This window comes from Microcoleus sp. T2B6, from assembly GCF_036700475.1.
Classification (GTDB): domain Bacteria; phylum Cyanobacteriota; class Cyanobacteriia; order Cyanobacteriales; family Microcoleaceae; genus Microcoleus.
The window spans coordinates 24,364-49,958 of sequence record NZ_JAUBOZ010000013.1 but is presented as its reverse complement, the minus strand read 5'-3'; the positions used below and the strand labels follow the sequence as shown (position 1 = coordinate 49,958).

24 protein-coding genes are annotated in these 25,595 nt (G+C 44.1%); 5 read left to right on the top strand and 19 right to left on the bottom strand.

Annotated features, from left to right (window positions below; translation table 11 throughout):
• Nucleotides 1-234: 234 nt before the first annotated feature.
• Complete coding sequence (locus tag QUA00_RS08470) at nt 235-822, top strand: hypothetical protein (protein WP_333409321.1); 588 nt, start codon at nt 235-237, stop codon at nt 820-822.
• 122 nt (nt 823-944) lie between these two features.
• Here the strand turns inward: QUA00_RS08470 and QUA00_RS08465 are convergent, their stop codons facing one another.
• The 4 genes from QUA00_RS08465 to QUA00_RS08450 all read right to left on the bottom strand — a co-directional run bounded on the left by QUA00_RS08465 (nt 945) and on the right by QUA00_RS08450 (nt 5,684).
• Complete coding sequence (locus QUA00_RS08465; RefSeq protein WP_445305725.1) at nt 945-3,791, bottom strand: CHAT domain-containing protein; 2,847 nt, start codon at nt 3,789-3,791, stop codon at nt 945-947.
• Between the two features lie 109 nt (nt 3,792-3,900).
• Nucleotides 3,901-4,320: a type II toxin-antitoxin system VapC family toxin gene (locus QUA00_RS08460; RefSeq protein ID WP_333409319.1), complete on the bottom strand. Its 420-nt coding sequence runs from the start codon at nt 4,318-4,320 to the stop codon at nt 3,901-3,903.
• The gene (locus tag QUA00_RS08455; RefSeq protein WP_333409318.1) at nt 4,317-4,817 is read right to left on the bottom strand and encodes a hypothetical protein; all 501 of its coding nucleotides are present in this window, start codon (nt 4,815-4,817) and stop codon (nt 4,317-4,319) included. The genes QUA00_RS08460 and QUA00_RS08455 overlap by 4 nt, the downstream gene beginning before the upstream one ends.
• A gap of 264 nt (nt 4,818-5,081) precedes the next feature.
• Entirely contained in the window at nt 5,082-5,684 is a 603-nt protein-coding gene (locus tag QUA00_RS08450) for a hypothetical protein (RefSeq protein WP_333409317.1), read from the bottom strand.
• Nucleotides 5,685-5,767: 83 nt separating this feature from the next.
• On the opposite strand from QUA00_RS08450, the gene QUA00_RS08445 reads away from it, so the two are divergent.
• On the top strand, nt 5,768-6,658 hold the full coding sequence (locus tag QUA00_RS08445) for a hypothetical protein (RefSeq protein WP_333409316.1): 891 nt from the start codon (nt 5,768-5,770) through the stop codon (nt 6,656-6,658).
• A 329-nt stretch (nt 6,659-6,987) separates the two neighbouring features.
• Here QUA00_RS08445 and QUA00_RS08440 read toward each other — a convergent pair whose 3' ends face one another.
• From QUA00_RS08440 to QUA00_RS08415, 6 genes are all read right to left on the bottom strand, one after another.
• Nucleotides 6,988-7,116 carry a hypothetical protein gene (locus QUA00_RS08440; protein ID WP_333409315.1) on the bottom strand — a complete coding sequence of 43 codons (129 nt, stop codon included), beginning with the start codon at nt 7,114-7,116 and terminating at the stop codon, nt 6,988-6,990.
• Nucleotides 7,117-7,477: 361 nt separating this feature from the next.
• Nucleotides 7,478-7,855, bottom strand: coding sequence for a hypothetical protein (locus QUA00_RS08435; RefSeq protein WP_333409314.1), 378 nt, complete (start codon nt 7,853-7,855; stop codon nt 7,478-7,480).
• Complete coding sequence (locus tag QUA00_RS08430; RefSeq protein ID WP_333409313.1) at nt 7,827-8,414, bottom strand: type II toxin-antitoxin system antitoxin SocA domain-containing protein; 588 nt, start codon at nt 8,412-8,414, stop codon at nt 7,827-7,829. Before QUA00_RS08430 ends, QUA00_RS08435 begins: the two co-directional genes overlap by 29 nt.
• A 372-nt stretch (nt 8,415-8,786) precedes the next feature.
• Nucleotides 8,787-10,751, bottom strand: a complete 1,965-nt coding sequence (locus QUA00_RS08425; RefSeq protein WP_333409312.1) for a HAMP domain-containing sensor histidine kinase — start codon at nt 10,749-10,751, stop codon at nt 8,787-8,789.
• Between the two features lie 143 nt (nt 10,752-10,894).
• The gene (locus QUA00_RS08420) at nt 10,895-11,236 is read right to left on the bottom strand and encodes a hypothetical protein (protein WP_333409311.1); all 342 of its coding nucleotides are present in this window, start codon (nt 11,234-11,236) and stop codon (nt 10,895-10,897) included.
• A gap of 230 nt (nt 11,237-11,466) precedes the next feature.
• The gene (locus QUA00_RS08415; RefSeq protein WP_333409310.1) at nt 11,467-13,383 is read right to left on the bottom strand and encodes a HEAT repeat domain-containing protein; all 1,917 of its coding nucleotides are present in this window, start codon (nt 13,381-13,383) and stop codon (nt 11,467-11,469) included.
• Between the two features lie 333 nt (nt 13,384-13,716).
• Here QUA00_RS08415 and QUA00_RS08410 point away from each other — a divergent pair, with 333 nt between their 5' ends.
• On the top strand, nt 13,717-13,878 hold the full coding sequence (locus QUA00_RS08410) for a hypothetical protein (protein WP_333145379.1): 162 nt from the start codon (nt 13,717-13,719) through the stop codon (nt 13,876-13,878).
• A 64-nt stretch (nt 13,879-13,942) separates the two neighbouring features.
• Here QUA00_RS08410 and QUA00_RS08405 read toward each other — a convergent pair whose 3' ends face one another.
• The gene (locus tag QUA00_RS08405) at nt 13,943-15,115 is read right to left on the bottom strand and encodes a family 10 glycosylhydrolase (protein WP_333409309.1); all 1,173 of its coding nucleotides are present in this window, start codon (nt 15,113-15,115) and stop codon (nt 13,943-13,945) included.
• A gap of 203 nt (nt 15,116-15,318) precedes the next feature.
• A complete protein-coding gene (gene metK / locus QUA00_RS08400; RefSeq protein WP_333108577.1) occupies nt 15,319-16,581 on the bottom strand; it encodes a methionine adenosyltransferase in 1,263 nt (420 codons plus the stop codon).
• Nucleotides 16,582-16,883: 302 nt separating this feature from the next.
• Here metK and QUA00_RS08395 point away from each other — a divergent pair, with 302 nt between their 5' ends.
• Complete coding sequence (locus QUA00_RS08395; protein ID WP_333145384.1) at nt 16,884-18,611, top strand: AAA-like domain-containing protein; 1,728 nt, start codon at nt 16,884-16,886, stop codon at nt 18,609-18,611.
• 92 nt (nt 18,612-18,703) lie between these two features.
• Here the strand turns inward: QUA00_RS08395 and QUA00_RS08390 are convergent, their stop codons facing one another.
• Both QUA00_RS08390 and QUA00_RS08385 read right to left on the bottom strand, forming a co-directional pair.
• Nucleotides 18,704-19,051, bottom strand: coding sequence for a rhodanese-like domain-containing protein (locus QUA00_RS08390; protein ID WP_333145386.1), 348 nt, complete (start codon nt 19,049-19,051; stop codon nt 18,704-18,706).
• Between the two features lie 205 nt (nt 19,052-19,256).
• On the bottom strand, nt 19,257-19,886 hold the full coding sequence (locus QUA00_RS08385) for a hypothetical protein (RefSeq protein ID WP_333145387.1): 630 nt from the start codon (nt 19,884-19,886) through the stop codon (nt 19,257-19,259).
• Between the two features lie 193 nt (nt 19,887-20,079).
• Between QUA00_RS08385 and rpsD the strand changes: the two genes are divergently transcribed.
• Nucleotides 20,080-20,688, top strand: coding sequence for a 30S ribosomal protein S4 (gene rpsD, locus QUA00_RS08380; protein ID WP_193975783.1), 609 nt, complete (start codon nt 20,080-20,082; stop codon nt 20,686-20,688).
• A gap of 272 nt (nt 20,689-20,960) precedes the next feature.
• On the opposite strand, the gene QUA00_RS08375 is transcribed toward rpsD, so the two are convergent.
• The 5 genes from QUA00_RS08375 to QUA00_RS08355 all read right to left on the bottom strand — a co-directional run bounded on the left by QUA00_RS08375 (nt 20,961) and on the right by QUA00_RS08355 (nt 25,388).
• A complete protein-coding gene (locus QUA00_RS08375; protein WP_333145388.1) occupies nt 20,961-21,185 on the bottom strand; it encodes a hypothetical protein in 225 nt (74 codons plus the stop codon).
• 34 nt (nt 21,186-21,219) lie between these two features.
• Nucleotides 21,220-22,263, bottom strand: a complete 1,044-nt coding sequence (locus QUA00_RS08370) for a CBS domain-containing protein (protein ID WP_333145390.1) — start codon at nt 22,261-22,263, stop codon at nt 21,220-21,222.
• A gap of 22 nt (nt 22,264-22,285) precedes the next feature.
• Nucleotides 22,286-23,215, bottom strand: a complete 930-nt coding sequence (locus QUA00_RS08365) for a CBS domain-containing protein (protein WP_333145391.1) — start codon at nt 23,213-23,215, stop codon at nt 22,286-22,288.
• Nucleotides 23,216-23,228: 13 nt separating this feature from the next.
• Complete coding sequence (locus QUA00_RS08360) at nt 23,229-24,680, bottom strand: P-loop NTPase fold protein (protein ID WP_333145392.1); 1,452 nt, start codon at nt 24,678-24,680, stop codon at nt 23,229-23,231.
• 120 nt (nt 24,681-24,800) lie between these two features.
• Nucleotides 24,801-25,388, bottom strand: a complete 588-nt coding sequence (locus tag QUA00_RS08355) for an adenylate kinase (protein WP_333145393.1) — start codon at nt 25,386-25,388, stop codon at nt 24,801-24,803.
• Nucleotides 25,389-25,595 lie beyond the last annotated feature (207 nt).

The following is a 25,595-nucleotide window of genomic DNA, read 5'->3' as shown; positions in this document are numbered from 1 at the left end:
GCCCCACAGTCTCTCTGCTGGTGGAACAGGCATCTTGCCTGTTGCCCATCAGAGGCAGGCAAGATGCCTGCCCCACAGTCTCTCTGCTGGTGGAACAGGCATCTTGCCTGTTGCCCATCAGAGGCAGGCAAGATGCCTGCCCCACAAGCAATCTCTCTGCTGGTGGAACAGGCATCTTGCCTGTCCATTAAAATTTTGCATCAAGCCTAGTAAATTCCTGTTATTGTTAGTTCAATGGAAAACATATCAATTCTAGAACAAGCCGCTAAATCGAATACAAAACCATCTCCCGACGCTGTAGTCGCCGCCCTCCTAGAAGCTGAGAAAAACGCGAAAAAAAATAAAATCCGCTATTCTTTCGAGCAGTTAATCGGCAACTGGCAACTCTGTTTTATCACCGGCACCAAAAAGACTCGACAAAAAGCGGGGATTGTTTTGGGTGCGGGACGTTACATCCCTCAGTGGATTGCTAAAATTCAAATTGCTTATTCTGCGGAACCTGTTGCTGAAGGGGGAGAGAATAGCGAAACCGGCAGGGTGGAGAATTCGGTGCAAGTTGGGGCGATCGCCCTAACTCTTTCCGGGCCGACTAAGCTTTTGGTTAATAAAAATATTTTAGCTTTTGATTTTACCAGAATTACGGTGGAATTGTTGGGTAAAACTGTGTATCAAGGATTTATTCGCGGTGGAGAAGCGCGGGAGGCGGAATTTTTTAGTTTGAGTGTGGGGAAGCAGGCATTTTTTGCATATTTTCTGGTAGAAGATGGGATAATTGCGGCTAGGGGAAGGGGCGGCGGCTTGGCTTTGTGGGGGAGAGTTTAGAGGAATTAAGGACACGGCAATTGAGGACACGGCAATTGAGGACACGGCATTGCCTGTCCTGACTGTGGGTAATATCTCTGGAACTAAATACGTCAAATACACGGTTTACTCTTCGGTATTAACTACCGCGCATCGCCAATTAAAATAAACGGCGACCAATAAAACGGATGGCGAGTAATTTGGCTCAACTTAGCTTGTCGCAAAGCTTCATTTTTACTCATCCCTTTATTGATATTTTGATAAAATTCAACCATCAAATCTTTAGTAGCGGCATCATCAACACTCCACAAACTCGCCATCACTGCTTGTGCGCCCGCACGCTCAAATACATAGGCAACTCCCGATATTTCTTCACCGTTAGAATTCGCTTGCATAGCAGTTTGACAGGCGCTTAAGGTGAGTAGTCTGGTGTTTTGCAATCCTAATAACGCCGCATCGCGAATATTGAATTGGCTGTCAGCAAATAGCAGTGTATTTTCCTCCATACCCAATTGTTGACAGCCTCCCTGTTGGAAACAGCCGTGAGTTGCTAGGTGTAAAAAAGGAAAGCGGGGTGCTTGAGTTTTGAATTGATCGAGGGTGGCGGCATTGCCGATATAGGCGGAACTTCCGGGGAATGATTGAGCGATATTTCTAACTTCTTCTTCTGTCCCTGGTAAATTTTGTGGAGCACGGGGGATGGGATTTCCTAATGCTAAGACTCCGCCTTGTAATGTCGAATCTGGAATTGACCTTGTGGAAATGCGGGTGAGATAGTTGACGGGATATTTCTGGATGAGGAATTCATCTGTTTGTTCGTCATACAGGGTTTCAAAGGGGATGTAGCGCAGTTTTCCCGTAGCGATGATGCTCAATTGTTTGGGAGAAAATGCCTTGATTTTGTCTTCAACCGGACGAATGAGGATGTCGTAAAGTTTGCCGCCTGTAACGGCGTAATTTTGGTTGCGATCGCAAATGCCTTGGTCGTCGCAGCCAAGATGTAGCTGTTTGTCATGTTCGGTGAGGAGTTGGTCGAATTCTGCGGGGTTTATAGGAAGTTTTTTAATACTTAAACTGTCTTTTGTCAAGACTAATAGGGCGACGGTATTGGGGACATTTTTGATATTTGTCAGCAAGACGGGTTGAATGACAACGGTATCTGGTGCGATACTTGCTTTCAGTTGGGCGATGTCTTTGGGTGTGGTTTCAAAGAGTTCGGCCACTTCTAGGAAGTCTCGGCGGATTTCTTCTGCTTTGCGGTAGACTTCTGCTTCTAATTCCCGCATTTGTCGGGCGAGATTGTCTGAGAAGTTTTCTTGGAGTTGGCGACGGAGGAATTGGAGTTGTTGATTTTTTTGATTCCACTCATCAATGGCTTTTTGTGCTTGGGGGTTGGCTACTTTGGCGTTGATGAGGCGGGTGTAGTCGGCGAGATCGGCTGTGGTGGCGATGTTGATCCATTGGAAAGCGCGATCAGGTTGGTTTTGGTCGATGAGAAGATCGACAAGTGCAACTGCGCTACCTCTTTCACCTTCTAAAAACTTGTGGCGATTTTCTCGCTGTAAACCACTTCGCATTTCTAAGGTGATTTGGACGGATTTCTCCCAATTGTCGATCGCTTGAGTTGGTTGCTTCGTATCGCGGTACACTGCACCAATATTAGTCAAAGTAACAGCTTCCCCCTCGCGATCTTTTACTTTCAGCCTAATTGGTAACGCTTGGTTAAAGTATTTCAATGCTTCTTGCGGTTGTCCGATGTTGTAGTAGACTAAACCAATATTATTCAAAGTAGAAGCTTCCCCCGCACGATCGCCCACTGACCGCCTAATGGGTAAAGCTTGGTTAAAGTATTTCAATGCTTCTTGCGGCTGTCCCATCCTGTTATAGACTGCACCAATATTATTTAAAGTAGCAGCTTCCCCAGAGCGATCGCCCACTGACCGCATAATTGGTAAAGCTTGGTTATAGTATTTCAATACTTCTTGCGGTTCTCCGATGTTGTCGTAGACTGCACCAATATTAATCAAAGTAGCAGCTTCCCCCGCACGATCGCCCACTGACCGCATAATTGGTAAAGCTTGGTTATAGTATTTCAAAGCTTCTTGTGGCTGGGAAATTCTCTCGTAGGCTGCACCAATATTACTCAAAGTAACGGCTTCCCCAGAGCGATCGCCCACTGACCGCCTAATTGGTAAAGCTTGGTTATAGTATTTCAAAGCTTCTTGTGGTTGGGAAATACTATCGTAGACTGCACCAATATTATTCAAAGTAGCAGCTTCCCCAGAGCGATCGCCCACTGACTGCATAATCGGTAAAGCTTGGTTATAGTATTTCAAAGCTTCTTGCGGTTCTCCGATGTTGTCGTAGACTGCACCCATATTAATCAAAGTAGCAGCTTCCCCAGACTGATCGCCCACTGACTGCATAATTTGTAAAGCTTGGTTATAGTATTTCAATGCTTCTTGCGGCTGTCCAATCCTGTTATAGACTGCACCAATATTATGTAAAGTAGCAGCTTCCCCAGAGCGATCGCCCACTGCCCGGCTAATTGGTAAAGCTTGGTTAAAGTATTTCAATGCTTCTTGCGGCTGTCCAATCCTGTTATAGACTGCACCGATATTATTCAAAGTAGTAGCTTCCCCAGAGCGATCGCCCACTGCCCGCTTAATTGGTAAAGCTTGGTTATAGTATTTTAAGGCTTCTTGCGGTTGGGAGATCCTGTTGTAGTTAAAACCAATATAATTGAGTGTTAGTGCTTCGAGCTTTTGATCTTTTACTTGTTGTGCTAGGGCTAGAACCTGTTGCCATGTTTCTATTGCTTGTCGCGCTTGTCCTTGTTTTGTCTGTTGTAGTGCTTGCTGTATGAGTCTGTTTATTGCTTCAACATGTGCATTTTGACTTTGCCCCCAACTAGGTTGAACCATTACCGGTATAGTCAGAGGAGTCAGACACACACCCAAAACTAAAACACTGCTAATAATTCGTTTCATCATTTTTATAATTCACCAAATCCGATTAATAGAATAGGTATCAAACGCAGAATTTTTACTTAATATAGGTATCCCTTCCGCCATTGCTTGTGCGATTAACAAGCAATATTTAGACATACCAATTTTCTATTTTCAATTCAAGAAAATCTGCAAAGTCTGAAACATTGTTCGTCACAAGTATCAATTCGTTTACTTTAGCGATCGCCGCAATTTGACCGTCTGCAAATGATGGAGTTTTTCCAATACTGGAGAGACGCGCTCTTTCTGTCGCGTGCCAGATGGCAGCATTAGTATCATAAGGCAGCAGAGGAATTTGAACTCGAACTGTCTCATAGAGATAACTTTCTAGAATTCGACGTTTCCTTGATTCAGGAAGTCGCTTACACCCAAATAAAAGTTCGTGAAATACAACTGTTGCCGTCGCAAATTCTTCTTTGTATCGCTCTAACATTTTGACCACATTTGCATTCGGAATTGGTCGAGTTGGTTCCGAAAGTACGTTAGTATCTAATAAAAATCGCAAAGTCACAAAATAACCTCGCGCCCTGGTGATGAATCTCTGAGTCCATCAAAAACTTCTGCCTCAATTCCTGCTTCTTCTAGATTGTTTTCTTGACGAAACTTTTGGATTGCTTCCCAAAAATTTTGAGGTTGCTCAATCTGGCGTTCTTTCTCAATTTTAGCAATGATTTCAGTTAATTCAGCAGATACTTTAGTCAATTCTTTAGCTTTTTCAAGCAAGCTATTGACTAACGGTGATGGCAATAACTCCAGCGGTTCATCAAAGTCATCAGAAGTTGTAATTATTCCTCGATCGCTCCCAAATCGGCTAGGTGTAGACAACCATTCTTCAACTTCATGCAAAGTTTCTGCTTCAACTGTTTCTGTGATACCTTTAACTTGAATTGATTGAGATGGCATCCTTTTTCTGAGATAAATTGCAGCTATCAGGTCAGACCAAGTAAAGTTTTCAGGTAATTTATCGATTAAGCTGCGGACTTCTTCTTTAAGATTTATGGTTTCCATCGGTTTTAGTAAAGAGAGTTAGGATTTTAATTTTAGTGCCACTAATATTTTACATTTGTTGCAACAGTCCGGCAAGGGTTAAAACCCCGGCCTCAAAGCTTAAGTCCTCGGTCGAGGACTGCAAGATCGAGAATCATGCAAGATTTGAAGTGAAATAGACAAGAATTACGCACTCCGACTCCTCGAAACCGGGTTTTTTACCGAATCTGCGGGCTGCACGAAATATTTTCGTAAAAAAACCCGGTTTCTGACCTACCGACGGACTCAATACGGAGTCGCGGCAATTGTCATCGTCTTTTTCTGCACATCAAACTGCATTTCATCCACGACAAATTGCCGTTTATTTTTCCCATCTCCCGTCATAACTGACCTGATACTGTCCAACTTGTCAAGAGAAAGAACAGACTCTAGCTTCACATCCGCTTGACCTTTATTCGGATCTAGCAAGCGAAAAGCGTTCATGGGAATACCGCGCCAAGTCTCTGGACGGCCTTTCGCTGGAGTGCCATCGCCCCGAAGAGCTGGCCCGCCATTTCTACGATAAACCACCGCACTTTTGGAAAACACGATTTTATCAATTTGACCCAACGGGATCGATCGCTTTTCCTGTCCTAGCTGTATCCATAATTGTTGCACTTTCTCATCAATCTGCATAACTCGACCGTCTCTTTTTCCGCCCCCTTTCATCACAATTTCCGCTTGCGTTGGCAACGCTACGGGTATCGGCTGACTAGCGTTAGCCTGTGCTTGTACCGATGGTAAATTCTGTTTCTGGACTTCCTGACTGGCCGCATTAACTTGTGCAGCCATACCCGCTGTTACCGTAAAAAGTGCTACAACTAGAAATGAAAGTGTTTTGCGTTTCATCGTCCCCTAGACCCCCTTCAAGGATAAGCGTTACCCGTGCTACTGTCCTAAAATTGTACTCCACATCCCTTGAAGGTGATTCCGTGACCGCTTCTCCCCAACCTACTCCCGAATCGAATATTTTAGGCAACTTTGCCAGTGTTGTTGGCTTACTCGGTGCCGCTTTGTTTTTCACGGGCTGGATTTATCGCTGGTCTTATTTTTACTGCTTTCAGCTAAATGTAATTACCCTCGATTTACCAGTAGAATCGTTTTTCCTAGTACCGCTTCAGGTATTTTTAGGAGATGGCTGGACAATACTCAGAAGTGCGATCGCCCTTCTGCTGACAGCCCTGGCGATTTACCTCAGTTTGTGGCTGGTTAATAGTATAAACAAGACAGTTGCTGTTAAAATTAATCGCAGAGCTAGACGTTGGCGTTTCTCTGCTCGCAGAAGAAGATTAGGGTTGCTTCATCGCTTCCTGAAGTCTTGGCAGCGATTTAATATCAATAGATTGAACTCAATCAAATTATTGCGATCGCTCGTTGACGAAATTATCATCGTCGGTTGGGTATTGCTAGTGTTGTTTTGGTCAGCATACCACCAAGGTATTGCCGATGCCCGACGCGATGCCGGGGAAAATTCATCTTTACCCGCCGTTGCCTTAATCGCCAAGCAAGACAACATTGCTTTAGGCAGAAAACTCGACGATCCAACACTCCGACTAGACCCCAAAGGATTTAAGGCGATCGGCGATGCAGGTCTATTTGCAGATTTGAGCAAAAGAGATTATACTGATATCAATAATCCCAAAGAACCTAGAGTTTGGCGGTTGCTTTTGGAGAGAGGGAACTGGATTTATCTGTTTCCGGCTTTAACAAAAGAACAGCAAAAAGACCCTAAAGCTCGCCCGCCTGTGATGGCAATTCAACAAAGTCAATCCGGCGATCAATTGTTAATTGTAAGTCCCGAACCTTCTAAACAGTCTAAATAAATTTGGGGCGGGTTTTCATCCATGATTATACACAGGTGGCCAGAAACCTCGGTTAGTCCGATAGTCCGCCAGTCCGCCAGTCCGCCAGTCCGCCAGGGGTTGAAACCCCTGTCTCATAGCTGAAGTCGTCTGAAGACGACTGAAAGAGTGATTTGTCATTTATAGTCCTCATAGCGAGGACTTTCGCTATGAGGCGGGGGTTTCAACCCCCGACGGACTTAATGCGGAGTGGCTACAATTGTTATCGTCATTTGTGTTTATTAGACATCTCCAGAAAAGCCAGTCTTGAACAGGCAAGATGCCTGTTCCACAATGATTATTCGAGAGGTTTATTGATTAGGTGCGATCGCACATAACAACTTCAAACACACCCCCTGGAATAAACCGACACAAAGCCCTCCGCCGATCGTCCGCATCTTGGCGGTTGACAAAACGCGCAATTGTATACTGCTCAGCATTCGATAAAATTCGGACTATCGCCCAAGAAGTGCGATCGCCTGTTTTCGATCGCGGATTTGGGTTGAGTTCGATAGGGGAAAATTGCTATTATCTGCATTGCAACCTATTAAACTAATCGGTAGTCCTGCATAAGTAATGATGAAACTCGATATAACCCTATCTGTGTAGGGATTGAGGAAGCAAAAATCCTAACTCTTGCACCACTACCCCGCAAATGAAGCCCTCTGAGTTTGAAAAATAAGTTGGCTAGCTTACCCGAATTCTCATCAGTTGATGGATGTCTGATTCTAGAGCCAACAAACATCGTAACCACACAAAATGATGCCTAAGTAACCCCAAATTTTCGGTTAGCACATACATTTAAAAATCTAGAATTTCTCGGATAACACTCTTTAGATCGTCATCAGCAGGCCGTTTGGCAAACTGCTCATGACTGTAAATCCAAACCAGTCTAATTGTGCAAGTAGTAGCGTTCACCAAGTACATCAGTCTAATTTGCCCCGACGCCCCTTTTGCAAACCTGATTTCCAGCTTATGAAATGTCCATTCTTCGGGTAACTGAGTTTTTCCCGGTAGAGGTTCATTACGAGAGTTGTTGGGGTATTGATCGTCTATCAAATCTTCCAAAGTTTTTCCAATCAGCGCAACAAAGCTATCTCTGTGAACTTTTGCAAGTTTTTTGAAAGAACGCTTGAAATTATCGGATGCTTCAATCGAGAAGGGAGTTGAGCCAGTCATGCACTTCTCCTTTGCCAATACGATTTAAGGATTCCGAAGCAAACGCATTATTCACAGTTTCAGACATTGCTAGTTCGTATGCAGGACGATCGCGTTCTATGCGATCGAGCTTTTGATAGCCTAATTCCTTCATGTCATTAAGCTGAATTGGCTCCGTTGAACTTGCTTGAGGTGGTAGACCTTTACGAGCTTTCTTCCAAGGAAATTCTCCGTGAGTCATATCGCTGAGTCGATAAGCATGGTAGCCACCGAAGTATTCCCAAATTTCTTCTAAAAGTTCTTTCTTCTCAGAGGGAAAATCAGACAAGGATTCTTTGGGAGGAATTGGTAATTGTTTAGCCTCAAAATCACAGTAGAATCTATAAGCAGGAGGACAAACAGGCCCATAGCGCCACGCTTGGATTTCTTCTGCAAACAATGGCTCATTGTACAGCGCCAAATGTAAGCTCTGAGCATAATATAAAAGCTTTTGAACCTTCATATTGGTCATTTCAGCTTCTATACCATCTTCATAAGCTCTGATAATGAAGTAGCGAGCAGCATTGAGACAGTCAATCATGGCTCAATCCACATCCTTAAATAAACGTTTTTTCTTTTAACAATTTTGCAAAATGTCAATATATAATTATTATATACGAAGCCTGTAAATAGTGCAATAATATATTTAAAATGTGTAACAAAACGCACCAGAAAGAATCTAAAATAGACATGGCAAAAAAATAAAATATCGCGCCCGGAACGATCGCCCCCACTGACAAGACTAAAGCATTTGGACATAAAGCCAGAGGTTTGAAACATAAATTTTCGCCCCTCTGCCTACCCCCTACATCTTCAGGGCGGTTTCATTCTCAAGAAAACGATGATTTTGTAGGGGTAGTGCTACCCCTACTCCCCGTGCCTACCCCCGCCACCAACTCGCCCCAAAATCACATCACCCGTTTCCCGCCGGTATCCGCACAGTGAAAATAGACCCTTTCCCCTCTTCGCTTTCTACCAAAATTTCCCCACCCATTATCTGACAGTAGTAGCGGCTAAGTGTCAGCCCCAATCCGGCGCCGTCGTAAGGTCGCGTTGTTGAACAGTCAGCTTGCACAAAAGCTTCAAACAATTTGTGCTGTTGTTCTTCCGACATTCCAATTCCGGTATCTTTAACAGATAAACAAATCCAATCCGACTCTTCAACATTCAGCAGGGGACAAGCGATCGCCCCAGAATGAGTTTCATCGGCCGCCATTGAATTGTCAATAGCCGATCGCCCTGCTGCATTCAATTTGCCACTTCCTGCAATGCGCCTGACACTCAGTTTCACCCTACCGTTTTTGGTGAACTTCGCAGCATTACTAAGCAGATGTATCAAAACCTGTCGCACTTTTTTGAAATCTGCGTGCATTATGCCCACAGTTCGATCGCACTCAATCTCCAAAACATTGCCATTTTTCTCTACCAACGGTTTCGCGGCACTCGCAACATTATCAACCAGGGATTCGATGTCAAACTCCTGGATTTCGAGTTTCATACCCCCCGCTTCAATTTTTGACAAATCAAGGATATCGTTAATCAAAGATAGCAGATGCGCGCCTGCTTTTTCAATCTTCTGCAAATCGGGTACAAACTCATCAAATCCCGCATCCTGGGCATCTTCTGAAAGTAGTTGACTGTAGCCGATAATCGCATTTAGAGGCGTCCGCAATTCGTGGCTCATAGTTGCTAAAAACTGGCTTTTAGCAGTGTTAGCGGCGACGGCGACTTCCTTCGCTTGTTCTAATTCTTTTGTATGTCCCGAAACTCGCTCTATTAGGTGATTGAGAGAGGCAGCCAGAGAGCCGATTTCGCCTTGTCCGGTGACGGGTGCTCGCAAGTCAAAATTAGACTCAGCGGCTACTTGTTGGGCCACCTGAGTGACGCTGATAACAGGTTGGGCGATCGCCCGACTCGTCCGGTAAGCCACAATTCCCGCCACCACTACCGACAGCAGCATACTAATAATAATTATGGCTTTTTCCATGCCTTGAGCGTCTTCCATCACTTCACCACCTTGGCCCTCTTGCCGCTGGGCAATCTCAAGGATTTTGCTCAATTCTTCAAGGCTGCTGTTGAGCTGTTTTACACCTTCTCCGCTTTCGATTGCGAGCAATTTTCTCGCCGACTCTATCTCCCCAGGCGACAGTTGCGATTGCTGGATTTCCTGCAAAGTTGACTTGAGACTATCGGCGTATGCTTCTAAATTTTTCGTGCAATCTTGCACTAAAAACTTGATAACTTCCGGTTTTGCTGCCAGCCAAGCGGGTTGGCTGTCGGCAAACTTTTCTATATGCAAACGCAGATTTTTTGCCTTAACAATACTCTTAACCAACTGCTCTTCTTGCTGTTTTAGCTTGACCGAATTATCTACAAAAGAATCAAGCTGTGAACCCTGCAATTGGGCCGCCAGCGCTGCCTCTTTAAAATTGCCGAGCAATTGCGCTTGTAGGTGAGCATCATTGAATTGCTTTAATCCTTGTCCTTGGTAGTAATCGGCAATCACCAGTCCGCTCAGCGAACCCAAAAAGCCGATTCCTATTGCCAGCAAATACCCGTAGCCAATTTTTTGATGGATAGGCAAACCGCCAATTTTCGATGGCAAACTTTTGCGGACTTTCCAGGATACTTTTTCTAGAAAATTATGGGTAATTTTTTTTGTTTTCACGGTTTCTACAGCACCCACTTCTTCCGAAATAAAAACTGGCATCTGTTTACCTAAATTCGTATCTTTTGGGTTAACATTTCGCGTTTTCACGTTTTTTTTCGGCGGGTTCAATGGTTCTAAGTCTGGATTCAATTCCCCCTGGTCTTCCCAAACGGCAACCGAGAAACTTGCTTCGTGTCCTGTTTTTTTTAGGAAGTTAATTTTTGACATATGCAACCCCTGTATTCTGTTAAAATCTATCACGTTCTTAAGTTCTCCAAACGGAAAAGCTTGTCTATTTGACGGTAGACATCTGCGAAAAAGCATCTGAAACTCTGGTCGAGTCAGAGGAGAAACTTAAATTCGGTTGATGTCTAAGAGATAATTAGGCTGTTGAGGACTGTTGCCCAATTACTTTTTCGACTCGTAAAAGTCTGCAGCAGGCAAAAAAATAAAAATTTATCCCCGCAGTGAATTATCCCCGCGTGGAATGTTACAGGCAGAAAATTCTCTCTGACCTGTTTTGCCTGTGATTCGCCCAAAGCTGATATTGTCTGTTGACAATGCACCCGATTCCTTCGCTTTGGACTTGGGCTGCCAGCAATGCGACGATTGCTTGACGGTTTTTGTTGAGCATCCGACAACTTCATAGCACAGAATGTCACAAATGCAGCAGCCGATCGAACTTTTGCACCCTGGCGATCAACTTTTGGCATCGTTGCCCCGCAAAGACAAGTCTGAGGTGAAGTGTCGTTAGTTGAGTATAACTGTAGGTCTTGTGAAAAGAAACCCGGTTTCTGCGAGTCAATCGATTTTAGATTTTAGATTTTAGATTTTAGAATTGAAGCATGGACCCCACGGATAAATTCGGGGGCAAGTTTATCGGATACAGGTTTTTTATTTCTGGACGGATGAATCCGGGGACTTGTATCCTGGATGCTTTAGGTCAATTTTTGGCAATTGCGAGTTCTGGAGTTGCGGTAGTCAATTCGATCGCCAGTGCTAGCTTACCGTCTCTACCCAAAGCTTCATCGGCCAAGTGTACCATCCAGCGATTCGGCTTGGCTTGGGGTCTGGCGGCAAGCACCAAGGCCCAAGCTTCCCGTTCTTTGCCACGACCCAACAGCGCAGCACAAACAGTCAAAGCTGTGGCCGTTGAACGGCTGATCCCACTTTGGCAGCAGATGAGCAAACTGCCTCCCTGGGACGATATTTTAAGGGCGAAATCAATAATTTTCAGTATATCCTCAAGGGTAGGCAAGATTTGATCGGGGTCGTCAACGGGGGTGTCGAGGTCGTTAAACTCCAGGCACATTCGGTTCGGGATTTGATGAAAATTTTTGGGTTCGGGCACACCCGGACTGCCGATCGAGATCAGGTATTTAATCTCGCGCCCCGCAGCGCGATCAACAATGTATTCGCTGGCTTCTACTTGCGAAGCAATCAGGATTTTCGGCAGTTTTTCACCCGATAAATCTGCAGAGACTGAGGGAGCAAAATCAACTGTTTCTGCCTCAATCCTGACATCCGCCAAGTATTGGGCAGCCAGCGCACGAACGTCAGCAAATTCGCGATTTAAAGCTGTTTCCAGAGCCAAAATAGCAGCCGTTGAGCCAATTTGACCGAGGGATTTAACAGCCTTTTGGCGCACTCCAGAAGCTTCGTCCCCCAGCAGCCGTACCAAACCTGCCACAGATTCCTCTGTCCCAATTTCCCCCAAAGCAGCAGCAACTCTCCACCGCACATAAGATTCGCTGTCGCCAATTGCGCTCGCCAGTCCAGCGACCACCATTTTTGGCAATTTCGCATCTCCCTCTGTATTGATGTTCCCAAGGGCAACCGCCGCCCTGCCGCGCACGAAAATATCTCGATCCGAGAGCGACCCGATTACGGCCACCATAGCCACCTCGCTGCTGATTTCCCCCAACGCAGAAACTGCACTGCCGCGCACGTCTGAATCGTCATGGTTGAGGGCTTCCACCAGCCCCGCCACAGCCGTTTCCGTGCCGATTTGTCCCAAGGCCTCGGCGGCCCTCAAAGAAACTGCATAGGAGTCGGGATCATCGTGAAGCAATTCTACTAAGCCTGGTACTGCCTCAGAATCGCCGATTTTCCCCAAAGCCGCCGCCGCCCTAGCGCGGACGATGTGATTTTCGTCTCTGAGGGCATTCAGCAGCCCGGGAACTACCTCAGAGACGCCGATTTTCCCGCAGTTGACGGCAGCCCGCCAGCGCACCTCCGAGTCTTGGTGTTTGAGGGCTTTCAGCAGCGCGGGGACGGCTATTTTCGGGTTAATTTTGCCTAATGCCCAAACAGCCCAGGCGCGCACCTTGGAATCTGGGTGTTTGACGGCTTTGAGCAGTGCTACGGCGGCTGGTTTCGAGTCAATTTCTCCTAAAGCCCAAGCCGCCCAAGCTTGGATTTGGGAATCTTTGGATTCGAGCGATCGGGCTAATTCAATTACTGCTGCTTCGGAGCCGATTTTCCCGATCGCCCGAATCCCATCAAGGCGCACTGCACTTTCTTTGTGGTTCAATGCGGCCACCAGCATCGGAATTGCCATATCCGAACTTGTGAGGGCCAGCAGTTGAATTTTGAGCAGCGGCGAAGTTGGGATTTTGTCGATTAATTTTATTGTAGCTATTTGAAATTCTGGCTTTACCGTTCCTGCTAGCTTCGAGCCGAGTTTTAAATTTACTTTTAGAGCTAATTTTACTGCCCGCAAAGCCAGACTTTGCTGTTCTACTTGCGGCAATATAGTCGCCAAGGTGTGCATCCCTTGTTTTTGTTTCAAATATTTTTGATGAAATTGAGCATCGCTGAGCTGGGGTAGCTGTTCGATGAGGCTTGCTGCTGAGGTCACTGATTTATCCTAATATTTTGGCGAGCGGTTGAGATTGCTCTTTTAAACTGTCTTTAAAAAATATGGCGTCTACAAAACGCTACTTCTAAAAAAAAGCTTGCACCACTTCTAAAATATGTCTTATTCCACTATTTTTGCAACTCCCCAATTATTAATTATCGGGTTTGTTTGGGCGATCACCTTGACAATGAGTAGCGCTTGCTGCTTGGCATCGCTGTGCTATTAACGGGCATAGCTCTGCTATATCATTTTATACTCACATCTTGAACCATTGTCAGCAACAGGCAAGATGCCTGTTCCACAAAGAGTGAATTTTCTTGTGGAACAGGCATCTTGCCTGTTCATAAAAGCTTACTGAGAATGGTGCCACATCCTAAGTTTATACCAACTTGGCTGGAAATAGCGATCGGCACGGTTGACAATCAAGCATCCAGGATACAAGCCCCCGGATTCATCCGTGGGGTCAATACTTCAATTCTAAAATCTAAAATCTAAAATCTAAAATCTAAAATCGATTGACCGCAGCCAACCGCCAACTCCTTGATTCCGGGACAATCTCTCAACGAGCATAGGGCCCTTTTTTTAAAACCTTAGCCAAAGCATTATCGTTATCTCGCAAACCTTCGTAAAAAAACATCACTTCTCCTTGAATCCCGCAAGACCGGTTGTAAGCAATTACTTGCAACAACAGTTCGGGAGTTATGCTATATTTACTGCCTCGATTCGTCAACAAAATACCGGGCGACACGCACTTTACTTGCTGCCCGCTAAGCTGTCCCGAAATCATTTTATCGACCAATTGTTTGTAAGCATTAAAATCGCGGCGATAAAACTGCGGGTGAAGCAGATCCACCAAATTTTTGTCAACCCAAGCTTTAGAATCTTGCAAATATTCCACCAGCCCCCAGTCATAAGGACTCGGCGACATCGATAGCAACAAATCAGGATTAATCGCTTTCACTTCTCGGTGTAAACGAGCTACAAACTCAGTAATAATATTAGCACGCCACTGCACCCAATGTTGCTCTTTACAATCCGATGGTGCTGCTCTACCGCACTCTTCTCGATAGCGTTTAACCGTTTTTTCGTCGTAACCGCCTTCTACCGGGAACGCAATGCGATCGTCTCCTTGAACGCCGTTTACTGGATAATTCTTAGCAACTTCCAGCATCAACCCCAGCACAAACTCTTGGACTTCCGGGTCAAGAGAATTCATCCAGTCAAAGTTATTTTTCTTAAGTAAATTGCCGCTGGCATCACGGCCGGCCCACTCAGGTTTTTTCGCCAGCAAATGACCGCCCTTGCGATTGTAAGAACTCACAAAGCCGTATTCAAACCAAGGAATCACTTTTAAACCAACTCTCTTTGCCTCAACAATTAATTCTGCCAAGGGGTCGCGACCGCGATACCGCACGTCAATTTCCGCCCCAAATTGTTGGCACATAATTTGAGAAGGATAAGCCGTAAAACCCCCGTTCCAAACTACAGGAAAAACGGTATTAAATCCCGTATCGGCGAGAAAGTCCATTGCATCAGCAATTCGCTGTTTTGAGGTGAGAACTTTGCAGTCAGTGCTGGGTATCCAAACGCCGCGAATCCCACCAGGATTGTCAGCCGGTAACGAACTTGGCAGCCCTGATGGATTTGGTGCAAAAAATCCAGTCGCCAACCGCTGTTGGAACGAAGAGACCAAACTGCGAATTGCAGATTGGAAAGGTGTGAAAAATCGCATTTATTTATTCTTTTTTTTTGTAAGGTGCGGAGTACGCACGCTACGTTATTAATTTGTAGCACCCGATATTATTTATGGATAAGGTGCGCCGAAGAACACCCGATATTATTTATGAATAAGGTGCGGAGTACGCACCCTATATTGATTGGTAGCACTCGATATTATTTATGGATAAGGGGCGCTTCGCGCACCCCAAAATTGTACTATCCAGCTACTCCCGACAACTTCTGGCTCAAAGCTTCTTTCAAAAGTTCCGCCTTATCAGTTGCCTCCCAAGGCAAGTCTAAATCAGTGCGTCCGAAGTGACCGTAAGCCGCCACATCTTGATAGAAACGGCCGCCTCTTTCAGCAGGCAAATTCTGCAAGTTAAATGCCTGAATGATGCCCGCAGGACGCAGTTCAAAATGCTGCTTCACAACTTCTAAAAGGCGATCGTCATCAACTTTTCCAGTGCCAAAAGTTTCGATCATCATGCTAACAGGGCGCGCAACCCCGATCGCATAACTCAACTGCACTTCGCACTTTTGGGCCAAACCGGCCGCTACGATATTTTTAGCAACGTAGCGACAAGCATAAGCCGCGCTGCGGTCTACCTTAGTGGGGTCTTTCCCAGAAAAAGCGCCACCGCCGTGGCGGGAATAGCCACCGTAGGTATCCACAATAATTTTGCGGCCCGTCAAACCCGAATCTCCTTGAGGCCCGCCGACCACAAATTTGCCGGTGGGGTTGACAAGGAAGCGAGTTTCTGCATCCGGCTGCACGCTAATATCGGCAAACACAGGTTGGACGACTGCAGTCCAAAGGTCTTCTTTGATCTTGGCTTGAACTGCGGCCGTTTCTGTGATGTCGCCGATCGTCTCGGTGTGCTGGGTAGAAATTAAAATCGTATCTATGCCAACAGGTTTGCCGTCCTCGTAAATCACCGTAACTTGGCTTTTGCCGTCGGGACGCAGGTAAGATAACTGACCGGTTTTGCGGACTGCGGCCAGTTGACGGCAAATTCGGTGCGCTAAACTGATCGGCAGAGGCATCAATTCCGGCGTTTCGTTGCAAGCAAAGCCGAACATCAAGCCTTGGTCGCCAGCGCCGATGGCGTCTAATTCCTCTTCACTCGATTGTTCCCGGCTTTCGTGGGCTGTATTCACCCCTTGAGCAATATCGGGAGACTGAGAATCAAGAGCCACCAACACTGAGCAACTATTGGCCGAAAAGCCGTTGTCAGCGTGGATGTAGCCAATATCGGCTATTTTTTTCCGGGCTAATTCTATGTAATTTACCTGAGCTTTCGTGGTAATTTCGCCCGTCAGCAGCATTAAGCCGGTGTTGACGACAACTTCGGCTGCGACGCGGCTTTTGGGATCTTCAGTCAGTAAGGCATCTAAAATCGTATCTGAAATTTGATCGCAGATTTTATCGGGATGGCCTTCAGTGACCGATTCAGAGGTAAACAGGTAGCGGCGTGACAATGATTATTTCTCCTTAGATAGGGGCTCTTCCTGCGCGACCTCGACGACCGACGAGTTATTTTTCCGGTAAAGACCAAGAACGATCGCGTCTGGGCTACCGTCTAATTTTTGTCGATCTGCAGAGCCGTGTTGAAGCAGGGTTTGAGATTGGGTAAAGTGACACTACTATAGCAAAGTGAGTTCCGGGAAGTCCCTAAAAACTTAGATTTTGTAGGATTGTAGATCGATCTCGGACACCGCTCCTCTACCCCGTAACCTGACAAAGGTAAGATACAGTCAGGGTATCGCCTTGTGCAAGAACTATGGCAGGACTCCAAAAATCACCAAACTTGATGATCCAAACAGTTGCCGACCTAGAATTTCCCGGCGGCCCCATACCGCTTGACTCTCGATTTTATATTGAGCGCTCAGGGGCCGAAGCCCTCGCCTGTGCAGAAATTAGCAAACCCGGAGGCCTTGTTCGCATTAAAGCTCCCAAAAAAATGGGCAAAAGTTCGCTGATGCTGCGGATAATTCACGCGGCAGTCGATCGTGGATACCGCACAGTAACTGTAGACTTTAAGCAAGCCGACGCAGCGGTTTTTGCTAGTTTAGATAAATTTTTGCGCTGGTTTTGTGTCAATGTCGCTCGGCAACTCAAACTCGAACCAAATATTGATGAATTCTGGGATGAAGATATGGGCAGCAAAGTAAGCTGCACTATTTACTTTGACAACTATTTGCTCAAACAAATTGACAGTCCCATTGTCTTGGTTATCAACGAAATAAATCGCGTATTTGAACGCACCAACATTGCTCAAGATTTTCTTTCGATGCTCCGTTTTTGGTACGAACAAGCTCGCGCTAGCAAAACTTGGCAAAAACTCCGCACCGTTGTCATTCATTCGAGAGAAAATTATATTGCTTTGAATGTTAATCAATCTCCATTTAATGTAGGAATGCCGATTAAACTATCAGAATTTACTGCTGAACAAGTTCAAGATTTGGCGTGCAGACACGGACTGAACTGGAGCAATAGCGATCCGATAGAGCAATTAATGAACATGGTAGGCGGGCATCCTTATCTAGTACATTTAGCGCTGTATCACCTGGCAATTTTGCAACAAAATCGCCAGTCGGGCGATCGGGATGAGCCTGGGGAGGAACTGGGGCGAGCCGAGTTGGCAGAACTGTTAACAGCAGCTCCTACTCACAGCGGAATTTATAGCGACTACTTGCAAAATCAGTCGATCGCCATTCAACAGCAGCCCGAACTCGCCTCCGCATTCCAACAAGTTGTCGATGCTAAAAATAGCATTTACCTCGAACCTTTGATGGCTTATCAGTTAGACAGCATGGGACTTGTCAAATTAGAGGGAAATAACTGTAGTTTGTCTTGCGAATTATATCGCCTGTATTTTCAAGGGCAAAATTTGTGCGAGGAGAAGTTGTCGGTGGTTGGTTTTGAGGAGTTGCTGCAGGAAAATCAAAGGCTGCAAACTTTGGTGAATGTGGACGAACTTACTCAAATTGGTAACAGACGGCATTTTGATAGTTGCTTGCGAGCGGAATGGAAACAGATGGCTCGTGAGGGGTGTCCGATATCTTTGATTTTGTGCGACCTGGATTATTTCAAAATATATAACGATACCTACGGACATCAAGCAGGAGATGAGTGTTTGCGAGCGGTAGCTCAGACAATTCGCCGATCGCTCCAGCGTCCTGCTGATGTAGCTGCTCGCTACGGGGGCGAGGAATTTGCTGTGATTTTACCGGAAACTGATGCGTCGGCTGCTCTGGTTGTTGCCGAACAAATTAGAGCGAAAGTGAAAGCTTTGAATATTGTTTTTAACCCGGAGACTGTTGACGGTCTACCTAATTCTGTGGTAACGATTAGTTTGGGAATTGCCAGCGTTGTTCCGGGGCCGGAAAATGATGCGACAACGCTGCTACTGGCGGCTGATGAGGCTCTTTATGACTCGAAAAGGCACGGGCGCGATCGGCTCACTATGAGTACGCTTTTAAATTTTCGATTTGCTGCTGTTAATTAGCTAATTCCGGGGAAATATAATTCGTTTCTACACATACAAAGTCCGCCCGCGCGGACTCTGAAAAAAATGATAGTTAAGAACTGGATTTGATGTTAATAGCGGGGGACGGTTCGATCGACCACCATTGAGTAAGCATCGATACCACCAACGATATTTTTAACGTTAGTAAATCCTTGAGTGGCTAACCAGTGGCACATTTGAGCCGATCGCACTCCGTGATGGCACAGAACGAGGGTTTCTGTGTCGCGATCGAGTCTAGCGTCAATTTCACCAGACCATTCGGCAAACTCGCTCAACGGAAAAGCTACAAATCCCGGCAGCGCCGCGAGTTCAATTTCGTAAGGTTCCCGCACATCTACAAGCTGCAATTTCTCAGCATTGGTTTCTGCTAATTGGCGAGCTAATTCTTCGACTGTAATTTGAGCAAAAATTTCTGACATTTGATTAAAAAAAAGTAGTCATTAGTCATATCATGTCCGGTCGAGCGACCGCGATTTTTGTAGGGGCGGGTTCACCAACAATACCTGCCAATAATGGACAATCTCAAAAACCCGCCCCGACCAGGATATTATTGTTAATCGATCGGACATCAGTCATCAGTCAACAGTCATCAGTCAACAGTCAACAGTCAACTGTTAACAGTAATTAATTGAGAGGCGCAGGCGGTGAAATTAGCTCCACAGGAGGGGTAGGTGCAGGGCGCCCGTCCAACTGGCTCACGCTGCCCCTCGGATCGAGACAAGTTGCGATTAAGCTGTCAGTGGGAAAGTCGAGCCTGCCGCTCAAACCGACTACGCATTCAGCAAACTCTTGTGGCAATAAACTGCGGCGGCATCCATCGAGCACTAGCAGGGGATCTGCCGGTTGAGTTCGAGTTTTGCCGTTAATATTCACTACGCAAGTAGCCAATTCTTGGGGACGCCTCACCCGCCGACAGCTAGAGAGCGCTTCGACACCCGAAATATTGGTTTTGCGGTTGATTTGGAGGGCACATTTAGATATGTCACGGGGGTGGAGGGCGTCAGCACAAGCGGCGGCGGCGGCCTCTGCCCCCACTCCGGCTTCGATTAGTTCCAGGGCGCAGACGCGATAGGGATTCCTAGAGCGAGGGATTCTAATAGTAATGGCTGATGCTGGTGAGATTGGCAGTGCTGCTGCCAACAAACCTAGTGCTGCTAGCTGCGTGCCGAGAGCCAATATCCAGCGCGCGGTAGGCTTTGAGCCTGTCGGTGCTGGCTTTGGGGAAGAAGTGCGGGAAAAATTGCGGTTGTGCATGGCAGATCGAGTAGTGAGTTTTTTTGGCTGATTGGGGCGATCGATCGGCTTTTCCTTCAGAATTTACCGCACATTATGGATCGCGCTGCGGTCGATCGTTTTTTTATCGATCTTTATTTTAATTTTGACCGTTACCAACATATAATATAGAGTCTGCATAAATATTGCATACAGATATTAGAGAGGAAAATAAATGTCTCGATATCGAGGCCCCCGATTGAGAATCGTCCGTCGCCTGAAAGAGTTGCCGGGTCTAACCCGCAAAACCCCCAGACGAGATTATCCGCCTGGACAGCACGGTCAAAACCGCAAAAAGCTCTCTGAGTATGCGGTTCGCTTGCAAGAAAAGCAAAAACTCCGTTTCAATTACGGTGTGACGGAACGCCAACTGCTCCGTTACGTCCGCAAAGCCCGCCGTGTCACGGGCTCCACAGGTCAAGTGTTACTGCAATTTTTGGAAATGCGCTTGGACAATACTGTGTTTCGGATGGGAATGGCTCCAACCATTCCGTCCGCTAGACAATTGGTAAATCACGGTCACATAACTGTCAATGACCGTGAAGTCAATATCGCCAGCTATCAGTGCAAGCCTGGTGATGTGGTTGCTGTGAAAAATAGAGAGCGCTCGCGCACAATGGTAGAAGCTAATCTCAAAGACCCAGGCTTGGCTCACTTGCCAAATCACTTGGAATTTGATAAGCAAAAACTAATTGGCAAAGTTAACGGCGTTATCGAACGCGAGTGGATAGCTCTACAGATTAACGAACTGCTAGTCGTGGAATACTACTCACGGCAAGCTTAAGTTATTAGTCATCAGTCGTTGGTCATTAGTCATCAGTTGGTTGCTAGCAGAATAATTAATAATTGGGTAGGAACCCAGTTATTGATTAATTGCTACTGAATAATGAGGACTAAGGACTGAGGACTAAGAATTAAAAATTTTCAACACTCCCACCCCCTAAAAAGGGATGGGATTTTTTGAAGGTTTCGCTTGTTAAGTTCTTTGAGTTGCCATTTGCTCAGACGACACCTGGCTGATGGCATTAAATGATGTCCCCACCTCAAATTATTTCCTTAAAATGTTTCTTCTCCGGTTGGTTCTTGGTGGACAAGACCTCGCTTTTGAAGGCGATAATTCGCTACAACCGGGTAAACAACACCGCGTATCCGATTGATCGCACCTACTGGACGATGAACTGCTAAGCCGTTCCAAGGAGAATATCTAAGGTTTTCGTTGAAATCAGATTGTTTTTCATAATCAATAATCTGATGCTTGACGGTGAGACGACCTACAATCATTTTTGGAGTTGGTTTGCGTCAATTCGTTTGCGGTTTATTGGGGATTTTCAGGAGTTGGCGAGCCTGGATTTATAAACATTAGGAAGCCTCGAAAAATATCAGTATAGCTGATTATTCCATCGAAGGTAAATTTACCACTATCAGAGTCTTTTGTGCAAACTACAAGAGCAGTAGGTCTATCCTTAGAATTATCTGGAACAAATGTTTCAATCACTTCAGAGGTACGATCTCCAGGACTTACGCTGTTTCTCTCATTCACCGGAAGCATAATATATTTTAACGGCAATTTTGAGTATTGAGTCAAAGTTATATCGTGTAAAAAAGTATTAACAATTACATCATCAACTATTCCTGTCACAAATCTACCATCTGCTGTTGTGATAGGAATATGAGTAAAGGAATTTTCCTTCAAAATTCTTCGGGCACGCAACAAATTGTCATCCTCAGTTAATACAGTAAGATCCTCTCTTTTCTTAAATAGGCTATTTTGACCTATAGTTGCCCTTAAGAACTGTGTATGACTTGTTGGATCGTTGATTTTACGCAATACATCGGTGTAGGATATTGTTCCTACGATAAGCTTATTATCTCCATATACACATAGAGTCCGATATCGTCGAGTAAAATTTTCTCCTTCGGGTTTTACAGGATTCATTAAATCCTTAAAAACATCTTTAACTTTACTATTTTTGAGAGAAAGAGTCTTGACAGGTATCGTCATAAGTTTTGCAAAATCCTCAATTTCATTAAGACATTTTGCACTAATTTCTTGATTGAATTTTCGCAGTTGTAATTTTTGTTGAGGTGTCAGAGGGAATTCTGGCGGATATAGTTCGTTGGGAGGAGTTAAAATTTTCACTAGGTCTGTCTTGCTAATGACAGTTTTTAACTCCCCTTTTGGTTCATCACTTTTAGGATCAATAGGCTCAATAATTGGGACGTGCCTGATTTTAAATTCATCCATCATAGCGTCTAAATAGTCCACTGTGTCAGTTGGCTGTAACCACCATAAGGGTCTATTCTGTTGGAGTGCAGGGAACTCCTGATCGATACGTGCTTCCATATTATTAATAGACATGATTAAAATCCTCCTTTATTGTTTAATTTTGACGGTAAACTTGTACGCGGAATTGTAAAATATCAATAGGTGTTACTACCATTTTTGGGTAAATATTGCCTAGCAATTGTTCAACAATAACTACTTCCTTAAATTCCAAATTTAAGTAAGCATTAATACACTCTTGCAAGGTTTTACTTTTCTCAACCAAACATAATTTAGTTACAGGTTTCATTATTTCCGATAAAGATATACCCATTAAACTAAAATACATGGGATGAGTCAGTGTTGTCACCTGCTTTTTATCAACCATTCCTAGCAAATTGCCATCGCGATCGCAGATAGTTATATGCTCTATCGGCAAATATTTCATCGCAAATCGGGCTTGAGCTAGGGTATCTGATGGTAGTAGAGTATATGGTTGTTCCATACCACTCGCTTCCGGTAACGCTAAAAAGCGTTCGGCTTTCAATTGACAAAATTTTTGATTAGATTTAATGTGACTTAAGATGCTTTCGGGAGAAGCTACGCCATAAACTGTTTCGTCCTCATTGATAATAGGTAAAACTCTGATTGCTGAAGTTGATTTATAGGATTCCACTAATTTATCGATCGCATAAATGAGCCTCTGATTTTTAGAAGTATAAGGCTGGATTTTTTCTAGTTTAAATACCTCTTTTATCTGCTTTTTTAAACTATTAACCACTTCCTCATTTAACTGTTTGCGAAGTTTAGGGGGTTTAATTCTAAACTTAACAGGTACATCTAAAGCTGGCGGTGGTAATGATCGTAAAATTGATAAGTCAGTTAGGATACCCGCAAATTTTTTATCCTCATCTACAATAACAATTTCACTCGCATTTTGCAGAGTAACTAAAGCTAATGCTTCTGCTACTGTATCTGTATCTTTTAAGATACAAAAATCATTGGTTATGACCTTCGTATCTTCTATACTTCCATCGCTATTTTCCATGATTTTTCAACGATTACATATAAGTTACAGATTGAGATAATTTTTGAATCGCTTTCCAGTCATCACTATTTGTGATTTTACCATCATTATAGTAGGTAACTATAAAGTCTATTAAATTTCGATTTTCTAAGAATTGTGCAAATATTGGATGTTTGTTCGTAGACTTGATTAAATTATCTATGCCAATATCTATGCTATCATCTGTTCCACATTCCTTTTGCCAAGCACTGTATATTTGATCCATAAGTTGATGATTGTTAGCTAAACGATCGTAAAAATCAGGAAAATTTAACTGAAGTAAAATTATTTTGCAAAATTTATACTTGTCATCAGTATTCCAGTCTATTTTTTTATTTTCAAGTATGCTTCGATGATCGTCGGTTAATCGGGGTTGTGCGAGCTTATCAGCAATCGTCGAGTTGTGTTTTTTTACAATCTCTTGAATCATATAAAAAGCCGTAATAAATTGTTGCATTTTACGGATATTTGAATTAGTCGCTTTAGAAATCATCCCCCATATTTTTTCATCATTACTATACTGAGCAGTTAAAGAACCTTGAAGCAGTCTATCTTTAACTTCATCTCGATTTTTATCAGATAGAAAAAAGTTAAGATTGATTATTTTTTCTATATATTCCCTACCAGTAATACCAAGCTCTTTAGGGTATCTTTGTCCCACCGCTTGCTCAATAATTCTTTTATCAAGTCCAATGACAAAGATACAGTTAGACTGATCTAAATGCAATTTCAAGCATTCTAGGACAGATAAAGCATTTTCTGGTAAGCAACGATCCAAATCATCAATAAATATCATCAATCTACCATCGTTACCCACATAACTTTGCACTGCATTTTTAAAGACATTTTCAAAGTTGTTGATAAATTGATAAGGATTAATGAGGTGAGGTTTTCCATCGGGATTAGCCCACATTTCTAATTCTTTAGCTATGTCTTGTGTATTAACAAGACCTGCTGTTTGAACATTAATATATCCTCTGGCTAAAATGCCAGCTAATTTTAAAGCGCAAACTGAATAGGTTAAAGCCGCTTTTGTAATATTCTTGCGCTCTTCTACATTAATACTTGTGTCTTCACATATTTGACTGAGAATAGTCTGGATTATGGCATTTTTAATGTCCTGTTTATCGTCATATTTCCAAGCATTAAACCAAACCGTTTTATATTTTTGGGCAGAACGAGTTCCTAATTGTTCAAAGTCACTTCTCATTCGTGCCATGAGGCTGGTTTTGCCGCTCCCCCAAGAACCAAAAATACCAATGGTAAAAGCACTTTCTTTATGATATTGATTTTGCATCAAAATACGATGTCGTTCTTGTTCCGAAAGTGGTTGTGTAGCCTCGATCGCCATATTACACAGTAATTCTGCGTAAATATCATAATTAAGCTCACTGCTACTTCCTGGGCCACCACGAATGATATTTCTATCAACTTGATTAAAAGACATAACTTGTGTACTCCTTGATTTATCAATTAAAGGACTTACCCAGTACGAAAAACATGGGTTTGAGATGGCGACGCACAGCGAACAATGACAGAATTACGCTAGGTATGCGTAAGTCTTGAATTAGGACTTAGTGGGCTTTTTTACTTCTGACAAAACTTCTTTAATTGCTGATGTAACTGCCTCTTTAGACATAAACCCGTTGATGGTTTCTAGCAACAACCACTCACTATATAAGTTGATTAAAGGTGCAGTTTCTTCCTGAAAAATTTGGATGCGTCGCCGAATAACTTCTGGAGTATCATCTGTACGATTTTCCTTAATGGCCCTCTTTCTCAGTCGCTGAACTAAAACTGAGTCTGGTACATCAAAATTGATAACACAATCACAACTTGGCCGATCTAAATCCCTTAATAATTTGTCTAAAGCTCCTACTTGAGCGACGTTCCGAGGAAATCCGTCTAATATCCAACCTGGTGTTGCTTCTTTTTTAGTTAATTGTTCTTTTACAATATCTAGCACAATGCTATCAGGGACTAATGATCCTTTATCTATATAAGATTGTGCTTTTTGGCCTATCTCAGTTTTGTTTTTTCGCTCCTCGCGCAGTAGTTCGCCGGTTGAAATGTGATGAATCCCGAAGTTCTTGGCTACGATCGCAGCTTGAGTGCCTTTGCCTGCGCCATTCGGGCCTAAAAATATAATTCGCATACTTTTTATGATTCAACTGTTGGATAAGCTAGGATTGTTTTGTTGATAACGAACTTAAAGCTAACAAAGACTACCAAATTACCCTATCATTACATTAGCATTTTCCCAAAGCACTAGAAACGGTCACAAAAAAATATGACCAGAAGCATGAAAGACCAATGTAATATCTACCTTAAAACAAAAAATAATCATCCGCAACTATGGAAC